The following is a 12,175-nucleotide window of genomic DNA, read 5'->3' as shown; positions in this document are numbered from 1 at the left end:
ACAGTCAGTTGTCGTTGACGACGAACAGCCGCTGATATTCCTTCAGCGCGAAGCGGTCGGTCATGCCGGCGATGTAGTGCGCGACGAGACGCGGCTGCTGCGCCGCGTCGTCGGACTGATACGGCGGCGGCAGCAGGCGCGGATCGTCGATGAACGCGTCGAACAGCCCCGTGACGACGCGTTGCGCCTTGCTCGCCATGCGCATCACCTTGTAGTGGCGATACAGGTTCTTGAACAGGAAGCGCTTGAGGGCGGCCGCCTGCGCGGCGACCTCGGGGCTATGCGACACGAGCGGCGGCGCGGCGCGCACGTCGTCGAGCGACGCGGGCGCGACGCGGGCGAGATTGCGCGTGGTCTCGTCGATCAGGTCGACGATCAGCGTGTTGATGATGCGGCGCACCGTCTCGTGCACGAGACGGCGGCCTTCGAGGTGCGGGAATTCGGCGAGCGCCGCTTCGTAGTGGCGCTGCCACAGCTCGACTTCCGCGAGCTGCTCGATCGTGATCAGGCCCGAGCGCAGGCCGTCGTCGACGTCGTGGTTGTTGTAGGCGATCTCGTCGGCGATGTTCGCGAGCTGCGCCTCGAGCGACGGCTGGCGGCCCTGCAGGAAGCGCTCGCCGAGCGCGCCGAGCTTGCGCGCATTCTCGCGCGAGCAGTGCTTCAGGATGCCTTCGCGCGTCTCGAAGCACAGGTTCAGCCCGTTGAACGCGCCGTAGTGCTCCTCGAGCTCGTCGACCACGGCGAGGCTCTGCAGGTTGTGCTCGAAGCCGCCGTGCTCGCGCATGCACGCATTCAGCGCGTCCTGCCCGGCATGGCCGAACGGCGTATGGCCGAGATCGTGCGCGAGCGAGATCGCTTCGACGAGATCCTCGTTCAGTCGCAGGTTGCGTGCGACCGAGCGCGCGATCTGCGCGACTTCGAGGCTGTGCGTAAGGCGGGTGCGGAACAGGTCGCCTTCGTGATTGACGAAGACCTGGGTCTTGTATTCGAGCCGGCGAAACGCGGTCGAATGGACGATGCGGTCGCGATCGCGCTGGAACTCGGTGCGCGCCGCCGGCGGCGGTTCCGGATGGCGGCGGCCGCGCGACTGCGACGCGTGCGCGGCATACGGAGCGAGATGGGCTTCCAGCGCCGCGAGCGTCGGCGGCTCGGCCACCGGCGCGGCGGATGCGCGGCTGGCTTCGGGCAGTGTGCTGCTGGATGTCTCGCTCACGTCTCCTCCATGTCGGCGGCGCCGGCGAATCCGGGCGCCGTTAGCCGGTCGTCTGCGCCAGTGTAGCGAATACCGCTTCGTCCGGCGCCTGCGTGATCAACGTATCGCCGAATCGCTTCAGCAGGATGAACTTGATCGCGCCGGCCTCGGCCTTCTTGTCGACGCGCATCAGATCCATGTAGCGCGCGTCGCCGAGCGCGGGCCCGCGGGTCGGCAGGTGCGCGGCCGCGATCACCGCATCGAGGCGTTGCCGCGACGCTTCGTCGAGGAGGCCGAGCCGCACCGACAGGTCGCCCGCCATCACCATCCCGCAGCCGACCGCCTCGCCGTGCAGCCATTCGCCGTAGCCGAGCCCGGCCTCGATCGCATGGCCGAACGTGTGGCCGAAGTTCAGGATCGCGCGCAGGCCGCCTTCGCGCTCGTCGGCCGCGACGACGCTCGCCTTGATCTCGCATGAACGCTTCACCGCATGCGCGAGCGCCGCGGGTTCGCGACGGTTCAGCGCATCGACGTTCGCCTCGATCCAGTCGAAGAACTCGGCATCGGCGATCGCGCCCGTCTTGATGACTTCGGCGACGCCGGCCGCCAGTTCGCGATCGGGCAGCGTCGTCAGCGCGCCGATGTCCGCGATCACGGCCTGCGGCTGGTAGAACGCGCCGATCATGTTCTTGCCGAGCGGATGGTTGATGCCCGTCTTGCCGCCGACCGACGAATCGACCTGCGACAGCAGCGTCGTCGGCACCTGGATGAACGGCACGCCGCGCATGTAGCACGCGGCGGCAAAGCCGGTCATGTCGCCGACCACGCCGCCGCCGAGCGCGACGAGCGTCGTCTTGCGATCGGCGTGATCCGTCAGCAGGCCGTCGAAGATCAGGTTCAGCGTTTCCCAGTTCTTGTACGCCTCTCCGTCCGGCAGCACGACCGTCGACACGCGCTTGCCGAGCGGCGCGAGCGCCGCGCGCAGCGCGTCGCCGTAGAGCGGATCGACCGTCGTGTTCGTGACGATCGTGACGGACGAACCCTTGATGTGCGGCGCGAACAGCTCGGCGCGGCCGATCAGGCCGGCGCCAATATGAATCGGATAGGCGCGGTCGCCCAGATCGACGTTGACTGTAATCATGCTTGTAGCGGCTTGGCGATGACGCCGGCCAGTTCGAGTTGCATCAGCACCATGTTGACGAGGCCGTTGACCGACGGGCGGCCGGTCTCGATGACGAAATCCGCGCATTCGCGGTACAGCGGGTCGCGCACTTCATACAGCGCTTCGAGACGCCCCTTCGGATCTTCCGTCTGCAACAGCGGGCGGTTCTTGTCCTTGCGCGTGCGCAGCCACAGATCGTGCGGATTGGCGCGCAGGTAGACGACGATGCCGTGGCTTTTCAGGCTGTCGCGATTTTCCGGGCGCAGCACCGCGCCGCCGCCCGTGGCGAGCACGATGTTCTCGCGCTGCGTAAGATCGGCGATCACCTGCGTTTCACGATCGCGAAACCCGGCCTCGCCCTCCAGCTCGAAGATCACCGGAATGCGCGCGCCCGTACGGGCCTCGATTTCGTGGTCGGAGTCGAAGAACGTCCTGTCGAGACGACGCGCGACCGCACGGCCCACGGTGGTCTTACCCGCTCCCATAAGGCCGACGAAAAATACGTTTGCATGTGGGTCCCGCGCTTGCAACGGCTTCCTCTGCTTCAATCTTGCTGGTGTGTGGCGCAGCTTACTGGCAAAGCGGCTGCCTTGTCGAGCCTGCGCCGGCGGCTTCCGGCCCCGTTTCCTCGGCATCCGCGCCGCCCGCGCCGGGTGCGCCGCAACGCGCGTCGACGACGGTCGGCGTGATGAAGACGACCAGTTCGTGGCGCTGGTCGCGCTGCGCGCGGTGCCGGAAAAGCGCGCCCAGAAGCGGTATTTTGCCCAAGAGCGGCACCCGCGTCACATCGTTCCGGTTCAGTTGCTCGTAGATGCCGCCGATCGCGACCGTCCCGCCATTCTCGACCTCGACGCGCGTCTGCACGTGCTTCGTATGGATCGCGGGGCCCGCCGCGGTCGGCTCCCCGACGCTGTCCTTCGTCACGTCGAGATCGAGCACCACGCGCCCGTCCGGCGTGATCTGCGGCTCGACCTCCAGCTTGAGCGTCGCGCGGCGGAACTGCACGCCGCTCATGCCATTACCGACCTTCGCCTGGTACGGCAGCTCGGAGCCCTGCTCGACGATGGCCTTGACGCGGTCGGCCGTCACCACCCGCGGACGCGAAACGATCTGGCCCCGGCCCTGCGCCTCCAGCGCGCTCAGCTCGATGTCGAGTACGCGGCTGAGCGGCGCGGCGAACAGCGTGAAGCCGGCGGTGGCCGCGTCGAAGCCGCCGAGCGGCCGCGCGGCGAGATCGAGCGCGTTGCGCGTGTCGGCCGTGAAGGGCGTGCCGTCGGCCGGCGACGGCCGCCCCTGCGCACGCAGCGCGACACGCGCGCCGAGGTTGCGCGAGAAGCCGTGCTCGCCTTCGACGATGCGGGCCTCGATCCGGACCTGCCGCGACGGTCGGTCGATCGCGTCGATCAGGCCGGCGATCTGCGCGATGCGCGGCGCGAGATCGGTCACGAACAGCAGGTTCGTGCGCGGATCGGCCGCCGCGGCGCCGCGCTTCGACAGCAGGCGTTGGCCGGTCGCGCCGGCCAGCAGCCGTTGCACGTCCTGCGCGCGCGGATAGTGCAGCACGAACGTACGGCTCGCGAGCGGCTCCAGATCGGCGGCCCGCGCGTGCATGTCGAAGCGCTCGCGTTCGCGCGCAGCCAGCTCGGCTGCCGGGGTGACCCAGATCACGTTGCCGCGCCGGGACATCGCGAGCCCGTGCGTGTCGAGCAGCGTATCGAACGCGTCGCGCCAGCCGACATTGTTCAGACGTAACGTCACCGTGCCCCGCACCTGCTCGCCGACGACGATGTTGAGCCCCGTGAACCGCGCGATCGCGTCGAACGCAGCCGCGAGCCCGACGCCCTGCAGATTCAGCGAGATCCGCCGTGCGTCGTCCGCATCGCCCGGTTGCCGGGCCGCGGCGTCGCTCATCCGGGCTGGCGGCGCCAGCGGGATCGGCGGTCCCTCCAGCGCGGGGCCCGGTGCAGCGGTTTCCGTCTGCAGCGCCGCACGCGCCGCCTGTTCCAACGGCGGCGGGCCGGCGTCCTGCGCGACCGCGCCGTCCATGCCGTCAGCCGCCTGCGGCGGCAAGCGCGGCACCGGCACATCCGTCGATCCGGCAGGCCACACCGCCGGCAGCGGCGGCAACGACGCGCTTGCGCCGGCCGCCATCATGCCGGCCCAGATGGCAAGCGCCCCACAACGGTACTTCGTCACGGCCGGCCTCCGTCGTCCAGGACGAGCCGCTGCGATCCGTCCGCCGTCGCGAGCATCACGGCCGCGCGCTCGACGCGCACCACGCGCGCGGCCCCCAACACCTCGCCCGGTGCAACGGTCGTGAACGTGCCGTCGCCGTCGTCGAACAACGCGAGACCGGCACGCGCATCGCGAATCGTGCCGGCAAGGCGCGCGGCGTGCCCCGCCGCCTCGGCCAGGCCAGCCTCGCCGAACGGATCGGCGCCGGGCGCAAAGGCGCGAACCGGCGTGTTGCCGTCCGCGGCCGATATCGCCGGCAGCGCCGGAAACACGTCGATGGACATGTCCACCCGCTCCGCCGACACGCCACGCTCGATACGCAGCGCCGACGGAACGGCCAGCACCGGAAAGCGCGCCAGCCCGCCAACCAGATGCAGCAGCGCACTGAAACCGCCATCCGCGGCGATATGCACGGTGCGCCTGCCGTCCGGTGCCGCGCCATCGGCGCGCTGCGGTTCGATCGACACGCCTTGCAGCCCGCTGGATGCGGCCAGATCGGCCAGTTCCAGCATCAGCGCGGCCCACTCCGGCGCCGGCGGCAAGCGATCGTCGCGCGTCGACGCACGACGCCCGTCGCGCCGTTGTGCGGCGGATGCAAGCATGCGTTGCGCGTCGGCCGCACGCGCCTGCGCCGCGGCAAGCAACGCGCGACTACGGGCAAGCCCGCTCCAGTCGGCCGCATTTACCAGATGAATGCCGCCCGCCAGCACGGCCGCGAATACCAGCACGCAACCGGCGGCATGCACGGCCGCCGGCGACATGCGCGACACGCGGCCCGGCGCGGCGCCTTCGAGCGGTACCGGCCGATGCACGAGCGCCGTCATGCGCCACCTCCCGATACCTTCCGCGACGACGTCGCGTCGTGCCAGCGCAACTGCACGGAGAACCGAAAAGGCATCTCGGCCGTCGAAGCCGGCCCATCCGACGCCGGCTTCAACGTGTCTATATCGATCCGCCAGTCGCGCTGCTCGCGCGCCATCGCGGCGAGCCACCGCGCAGCCGCCCGGTAACTCGCGGCGCGCGCATCGAGCACGGCGCCGGTGGACGTCATGCGCAGCGCGTCGAGCCGGACTTGATCGGCACGCACCTGCTTCAGGGTCGCCAGCAACCCCGCCACGCGCCGGTAGGGCGCGGCCAGCGCCGCCGCCTGCGCGTCGCGCCGCGCGACGGCGGCGGCGGCATGGGCGGCGCGCGTCGCGGCAGCCACCTGTGGCTGCAACTGCCGCAGCCGCGCCTCCACGCCGGCGCGCTCGGCGTCCACGCGCCACCGCGACAGCACGGCAGCGCCCGTCCACAGCCCGGCGCCGAGCACGCCGAGCAGCATCGCCACACTGAACTGCGCGGCCCGGCGGCGCCGCAACGCCTGCGCCAACCGCCCGCGGTACGGCAGCAGATTGAAGTCGCCGAGTACCGCCTGTACCGCCTGCCCGGCCGCACCCCCCGCGCCCTCGTTTGCCGCCACGTGACCGGCCATCATTCCCACACCCCGCGCAACGCCAGCCCGAACGCGACGGCAAACGCCGGGCCGCCCCGCACGCCGGCGCGCACGCACGGCTGCCCGTCCCAACCCGTGCAGTCGAACGGAACCACAGCCGTGCCGAGCACATCGCCAATCTCTGCGACGGACGTATCGAAGCGGGCGATACATCGCTCGTCCCCGGCGACGAGTACGCAATGGACGGCCCCGAGCGCGCGCCGGCGCAACGCGTCGGGAAGCGCTTCCGGCAACGTGCCGGACAGCGTCAGCACCGGGATGGCCGACGGGCCCTCGATCCGCCAGCCGCGCACGCCCGCGTCGCAGAACCACAGCACGGCATAGTCGCGCTGCGCACCGGGTTCGAACTGCGCGGCATAGCGCAACGCACGCAGCACGGCGGCCGACTCGCCGTCGATCACCGTCAGGTCGATACCGGCCTGCGCGGCCACGTCGATCCGCCGCTCGAGCAGCGCCAGCGGCGCCACCGCCACCGCGATCTCGCCGGACCGCACGCCGCCGTAGTGCCGCCAGTCGAACGCGAGACTGTCCGGCGCCAGCCCCGAGAGGCGTTCGGCGGCCTGCCGCGCGGCGTCCGCGATGTCGCCGCGCCCGGCCAGATCGAGCGTCGCGGTGCGCATCTCGTCATCGTGCAGCGCCATCACGCCGCGCGCGTCGCACCGCACATCTGACGCCGACAGCCGCGACACGGCCGCCGCCAGCGATCGCGCGACCGCTGCCCAGCGCGCGTCTTCCGGCCCATCCGCCAGCCCGACCGGTTCCCGCTCGAGCCCCTCGACGCACACCTCCGTGCCCCTGCCGCGCCCGCTGACCACGGCGACCCTCACCTCGTGCGCGCCGACGTCGATTCCCGTCGACCGGTGCCTGCCCTGTACAAACCGCGCCACCCATCGTCCTGCCATCCCAGCCTCCCGAGATCGTCGCGGCCCACGCCGCGTTTCCGAGACCTGATTCTGCAAAGCGGCGCGCGCGGCCGACAGTCGGCCAAACGGCCAGAATGGGCTCGCGGCGGCCGTGCACGGACTATGCTGACGGCACGCCGATCCGCGGCTTTTCGACGGGCGGCCCCCGCGTCAGGGCCGGTCTTACCGGGCAGCTATAATCGCGGGACTGTTTTCCGGTATGCCTATGCAATCCACGACTCCTACGTCCCCGCCTCCCGCTCCGGAGCCGAAGAAGCGGCCCTGGTGGCTCAAAGTCCTGCTCGGCTTCGCCGCGATGTGCGTGGCCCTCGTCGTGGCCGGCGGCCTCGTGCTCGGCTACGCGCTAGTCGTGGCCTGGCCGAACATGCCGTCGCTCGACGCGCTGACCGACTACCGCCCGAAGGTGCCGCTGCGCATCTATACGTCCGATCACGTGCTGATCGGCGAATTCGGCGAGGAGCGCCGCGACGTCGTCCATTTCAAGGACGTGCCCGACTCGCTGAAGAAGGCGATCCTCGCGATCGAGGACGCGCGCTTCTACGATCACGGCGGCGTCGACCTCACCGGCATCATCCGCGCCGGCTTCGTCGCGCTGACGAACGGCCACGCGTCGCAGGGCGCGAGCACGATCACGATGCAGGTCGCGCGCAACTTCTTCCTGTCGAGCGAGAAGACCTACACGCGCAAGATCTACGAGATGCTGCTCGCGTACCGGATCGAGCGCGCGCTGACGAAGGATCAGATTCTCGAGGTCTACATGAATCAGATCTATCTCGGCCAGCGCGCGTACGGCTTCGCGAGCGCCGCGCGGGTCTATTTCGGCAAGGACCTGAAGGACATCACGCTCGCGGAAGCCGCGATGCTCGCGGGGCTGCCGAAGGCGCCGTCCGCGTACAACCCGGTCGTCAACCCGAAACGCGCGAAGGTGCGCCAGGAATACATCCTCGAGCGGATGCTCGAGCTGAACTTCATCACGCGAGAGCAGTACGACGAAGCGTCCGCGCAGCCGCTCGTCGTCAAGGGGCCGGGCCGCGATTTCAGCGTGCACGCCGAGTACGTCGCCGAAATGGTCAGACAGATGATGTACGCGCAGTATCGCGAGGAAACCTATACGCGCGGCTTCAACGTCGTCACGACGATCGATTCCGCGGACCAGCAGGTCGCATACACCGCGCTGCGCAAGGGCATCATGGATTACGAGCGCCGCCACGGCTATCGCGGGCCGGAGGGCTTCATCGAGCTGCCGGCCGGTGCCGACGATCGCGAACAGGCGATCGACGACGCGCTGCTCGAGCATCCCGACAACGGCGAGCTGATCGCCGCGGTCGTGACGGCCGCGAGCCCGCGCCAGATCACGGTCGCGTTCATCGACGGCAGCAATGCGACGATCGACGGCGACAACCTGCGCTTCGCGTCGAGCGCGCTGTCCGCCAACGCGCAGCCGAACCGCCGCATCCGCCCCGGCGCGATCGTCCGCGTGGTGAAGAGCGATGCCGGCAAGTGGTCGATCACGCAGTTGCCGCAGGTCGAAGGCGCGTTCCTGTCGATCGTCCCGCAGGACGGGGCGATCCGCTCGCTCGTCGGCGGCTTCGACTACAACAAGAACAAGTTCAACCACGTCACGCAGGCGTGGCGGCAGCCCGGTTCGTCGTTCAAGCCGTTCATCTACTCGGCGTCGCTCGACAAGGGCCTCGGGCCGGCCACCGTGATCAACGACGGCCCGCTGTATTTCAGCGCCGCGGAAACGGGCGGCCAGCCGTGGGAGCCGAAGAACTACGGCGGCGGCTTCGAGGGCCCGATGTCGATGCGCACCGCGCTGCAGCGCTCGCGCAACCTCGTGTCGATCCGGATCCTGAACCACATCGGCACGAAATACGCGCAGCAATACATCACGCGCTTCGGCTTCGACGCCGAGCGCCATCCGGCCTACCTGCCGATGGCGCTCGGCGCCGGCCAGGTCACGCCGCTGCAGATGGCCGGCGCGTACTCGGTCTTCGCGAACGGCGGCTACCGCGTCAATCCGTACCTGATCGCCGAGGTCACCGATCAGAACGGCGCGATCGTCGCGCGCGCGCAGCCGCTCGTCGCCGAGCAGAATGCGCCGCGCGCGATCGATGCGCGCAACGCCTACGTGATGAACAGCCTGCTGCAGAGCGTCGCGCAGCGCGGCACGGGCGCGCGGACCAACGTGCTGAAGCGCACCGATCTCGCGGGCAAGACCGGCACGACGAACGACTCGCACGACGCGTGGTTCGCCGGCTACCAGCACACGCTCGCCGCGATCGCATGGATCGGCTACGACAATCCGCGCAGCCTCGGCGATCGCGAAACCGGCGGCGGCCTGTCGCTGCCGGTCTGGATCGACTACATGGGTGCGGCGCTGAAGGGCGTGCCGGAGTTCAAGCCGACGGTGCCTGAAGGCGTGGAGTCGCTCGGCGGCGAACTGTACTTCACCGAGTTCACGCCCGGTCACGGCTTCGTGTCGACGGTCGGCGTGCCGCAGGCGCCGGCCGCGCAGGACGTCGACGAAGCGGTGCCGCACGTCGACGAACAGGAAAAGCAGGACATCATGAACCTGTTCCGCGGCCACTGACGCGCGGCCACGGCCATGAAAAAAGCGCCCGCGGGCGCTTTTTCTTTTGGTACGACGTTCGGAGCGCAGCGCCCCGGCCGTCACGCGCTGAACGTGATCGGCAGGCCGGCCTGCTGGGTCGCGTATTCGGTGAGCGCCGAGAAGAACTCGGTACCCGTGCGCGTATCGCGCCACGCGCCGTCGACGAAACGGTAGTGGAATCCGCCCGCCTTCGCCGCGATCCACACTTCCTTCATCGGCGGCTGCAGGTTGACGATGATCTTCGAGCCGTTCTCGAACGTCAGCGTCAGCACGCTGCCGTTGCGCTCCAGATCGATGTCGTGATCGCCGTCGTTCGCGACGTCCACGGTACGCTCGACGGCCGCCAGCACGGCCTCGGCACGGGCCAGGTATTCAGTATCGGACATGCTAAACTCTATCGGTTAAATTGTTCAGGGACGATCATGCGAGTCGTTTTCCGGATGAGCGCGATTGTAGCGGCTTTGGCGATTCTTGCCGGCTGCGGTCAAAGCGGCGCGCTCTATCTGCCCACCGTGCCTCCGATGCCCAAGCCGATCCAGCAGCAGAACACGCCGCCGTCGGACGTGAAACCGACCGACGAAAACGCGTCGTCCGACGAGACGCCCGATACGTCCGGCTCGCCGCTCACGCTGTCGCCCGAGTTGTCGAGCAGCGCATCGACCATGCCAGCCCCGGCATCGGGCCCGGCCGCCACGAAGTAACGACGCGATGCCGCCCGCGCGGCGCTCACAACAAGGCGATGACTTCCCGGTCATCGCCTTTTGTTTTTCCGGGCCGCACCATCACGCACCACGCGCCGCCATCCCCACGCAACCAGCCGCCAGCCGAGCAACACGGCGACGATCGCCGCGTAGAGCTTCGGCTGCGCGAGATCGTGCTTGCCGGCACGCATCCACCAGAAATGCAGCACGCCGAACAGCGCGATCGCGTAGATCGCCTTGTGCAGCGTCGGCCAATGGCGACCGAGCCGGCGCACCATCGCGCGCGGCGACGTCGCGGCGAGCGGAATCAGCAGCACGAACGCCGCGAAGCCGACCGTGATGAACGGGCGCTTGCCGACGTCCTTGAGGATTTCGACGACGTCGAACCACTTGTCGAACCACAGGTAGGTCGTGAAATGCAGCGTCGCGTAAAAGAACGCGAACAGCCCGATCATCCGGCGAAAGCGCAGCAGCGGTGCGAAGCCCGTCATGCGCCTCAGCGGCGTGACGGCAAGCGTGATGCACAACAGGACGAGCGTCCACAAGCCCGTCGAGCGCGTGATGAACTCGAGCGGGTTCGCGCCGAGCCGGTCGGTCAGCCCGAGCAGCACGAGGCGCGCGAGCGGATAGAGGCCGGCCGCGAACACCAGCACCTTGGCCGGTGCGAGCCAGCGCGGCGCGGCGGGACGGACCGCGCCGGCCCGCGCCGTGCGTGCATCGGGCCCGGCGCTTGCCGCGCGCGCGGGCGTGAGCGTCGAAGGAGGCATGTCGTTTCTCACCGTCGCACTCAGAAGTTCTTCTTCAGGTCCATGCCCTGATACATCGATGCGACCAGGTCGCCGTAGCCGTTGAACATCAGCGTCTTGCGCTTCGGCGTGAAGAAACCGTCCTCGCCGATGCGCCGCTCGGTCGCCTGGCTCCAGCGCGGATGATCGACGTTCGGGTTCACGTTCGAATAAAAGCCGTACTCGTTCGCGGCGTATGTGTTCCAGCTCGTCTTCGGCTGCTTGTCGACGAAGCGGATCTTCACGAGCGATTTCGCGCTCTTGAACCCGTATTTCCACGGCACGACGATTCGCACCGGCGCACCGTTCTGGTTCGGCAACACCTGCCCGTAGACGCCCATCGTCAGCAGCGTCAGCGGATTCATCGCCTCGTCCATGCGCAGCCCTTCCGAGTACGGCCAGTCGAGCACGGGCGTCGACAGGCCCGGCATCTGCGACGGATCGGCCAGCGTGACGAACTGCACGTATTTCGCGTTGCCGGTCGGCTGCACGCGCCGGATCAGCTCGGACAGCGGCACGCCGATCCACGGGATCACCATCGACCAGCCCTCGACGCAGCGCAGCCGGTACACGCGCTCCTCGAGCGGCGCGAGCTTCAACAGCTCGTCGAGATCGAATACCTTCGGATGCTGCACCTCGCCCTCGACACTCACACGCCACGGACGCGGCCGCAGCGTGCCCGCGTTCTGCGCCGGGTCGCTCTTGTCGGTGCCGAATTCGTAGAAGTTGTTGTAGGACGTGATGTCCTTGAACGGCGTGACCTTGTCGATCGCGACGAATTTCGGGTTCGTTTTTGCCGCGAGCTTCGCCGCCCGCGCGTCGGGGGACGCATACGCGGCAAGCGCCGCGCCGCTCGCGCCGAACAGGCCGCCGGCGGCCGCGAATCCGGCCGCCTGCAATACGCGCCGCCGGTTCTCGAATACCGCGCGCGGCGTGATCTCGCTCGGCGCGATGTCCGCGCCGGTCAGTACGTTACGCAAAGGGCGTTTGATCCACATCGTCCAGTTCCTCCCGCATGCGCGGCGCGCATGCTTCATCAGCGTTCGACCCGGCCCGTCGCGCGCCGTT

At 69.0% G+C, this 12,175-nt stretch carries 12 protein-coding genes; 2 read left to right on the top strand and 10 right to left on the bottom strand.

Annotated features, from left to right (window positions below; genetic code table 11):
* Positions 1-4: 4 nt before the first annotated feature.
* From LGM42_RS26925 to LGM42_RS26895, 7 genes are read right to left on the bottom strand one after another with little or no spacing between them, the layout of a single operon-like run.
* Positions 5-1,213 carry a deoxyguanosinetriphosphate triphosphohydrolase gene (locus LGM42_RS26925; RefSeq protein ID WP_059577319.1) on the bottom strand — a complete coding sequence of 403 codons (1,209 nt, stop codon included), beginning with the start codon at positions 1,211-1,213 and terminating at the stop codon, positions 5-7.
* Positions 1,214-1,253: 40 nt separating this feature from the next.
* A complete protein-coding gene (aroB, locus tag LGM42_RS26920) occupies positions 1,254-2,333 on the bottom strand; it encodes a 3-dehydroquinate synthase (protein ID WP_060965485.1) in 1,080 nt (359 codons plus the stop codon).
* A complete protein-coding gene (aroK, locus tag LGM42_RS26915) occupies positions 2,330-2,884 on the bottom strand; it encodes a shikimate kinase AroK (RefSeq protein WP_059577324.1) in 555 nt (184 codons plus the stop codon). Before aroK ends, aroB begins: the two co-directional genes overlap by 4 nt.
* Before the next feature lie 40 nt (positions 2,885-2,924).
* Positions 2,925-4,550: a type IV pilus secretin PilQ gene (pilQ, locus tag LGM42_RS26910; protein ID WP_226233764.1), complete on the bottom strand. Its 1,626-nt coding sequence runs from the start codon at positions 4,548-4,550 to the stop codon at positions 2,925-2,927.
* The gene (locus LGM42_RS26905) at positions 4,547-5,413 is read right to left on the bottom strand and encodes a pilus assembly protein (protein ID WP_226233763.1); all 867 of its coding nucleotides are present in this window, start codon (positions 5,411-5,413) and stop codon (positions 4,547-4,549) included. Before LGM42_RS26905 ends, pilQ begins: the two co-directional genes overlap by 4 nt.
* Entirely contained in the window at positions 5,410-6,063 is a 654-nt protein-coding gene (locus tag LGM42_RS26900) for a fimbrial protein (protein WP_226233791.1), read from the bottom strand. Before LGM42_RS26900 ends, LGM42_RS26905 begins: the two co-directional genes overlap by 4 nt.
* On the bottom strand, positions 6,063-6,986 hold the full coding sequence (locus tag LGM42_RS26895; protein WP_226233787.1) for a competence protein ComA: 924 nt from the start codon (positions 6,984-6,986) through the stop codon (positions 6,063-6,065). Before LGM42_RS26895 ends, LGM42_RS26900 begins: the two co-directional genes overlap by 1 nt.
* Before the next feature lie 220 nt (positions 6,987-7,206).
* Between LGM42_RS26895 and LGM42_RS26890 the strand changes: the two genes are divergently transcribed.
* Positions 7,207-9,600 (top strand): penicillin-binding protein 1A, encoded by a 2,394-nt coding sequence (locus LGM42_RS26890; protein WP_226233761.1) that lies wholly within the window; start codon positions 7,207-7,209, stop codon positions 9,598-9,600.
* Positions 9,601-9,680: 80 nt separating this feature from the next.
* Here LGM42_RS26890 and cyaY read toward each other — a convergent pair whose 3' ends face one another.
* Entirely contained in the window at positions 9,681-10,007 is a 327-nt protein-coding gene (gene cyaY, locus LGM42_RS26885; RefSeq protein WP_059577339.1) for an iron donor protein CyaY, read from the bottom strand.
* A gap of 36 nt (positions 10,008-10,043) precedes the next feature.
* Between cyaY and lptM the strand changes: the two genes are divergently transcribed.
* Entirely contained in the window at positions 10,044-10,322 is a 279-nt protein-coding gene (gene lptM / locus LGM42_RS26880) for an LPS translocon maturation chaperone LptM (RefSeq protein ID WP_081066463.1), read from the top strand.
* 50 nt (positions 10,323-10,372) lie between these two features.
* Here lptM and msrQ read toward each other — a convergent pair whose 3' ends face one another.
* Both msrQ and msrP read right to left on the bottom strand, forming a co-directional pair.
* Positions 10,373-11,089 carry a protein-methionine-sulfoxide reductase heme-binding subunit MsrQ gene (msrQ, locus tag LGM42_RS26875; protein WP_226233759.1) on the bottom strand — a complete coding sequence of 239 codons (717 nt, stop codon included), beginning with the start codon at positions 11,087-11,089 and terminating at the stop codon, positions 10,373-10,375.
* 20 nt (positions 11,090-11,109) lie between these two features.
* Positions 11,110-12,105, bottom strand: coding sequence for a protein-methionine-sulfoxide reductase catalytic subunit MsrP (msrP, locus tag LGM42_RS26870; protein ID WP_059577410.1), 996 nt, complete (start codon positions 12,103-12,105; stop codon positions 11,110-11,112).
* Positions 12,106-12,175 lie beyond the last annotated feature (70 nt).

The organism is Burkholderia sp. AU39826, from assembly GCF_020419965.1.
Taxonomy (GTDB): Bacteria; Pseudomonadota; Gammaproteobacteria; order Burkholderiales; family Burkholderiaceae; genus Burkholderia; species Burkholderia semiarida.
This window is presented reverse-complemented; position numbering and strand designations above follow the sequence as displayed.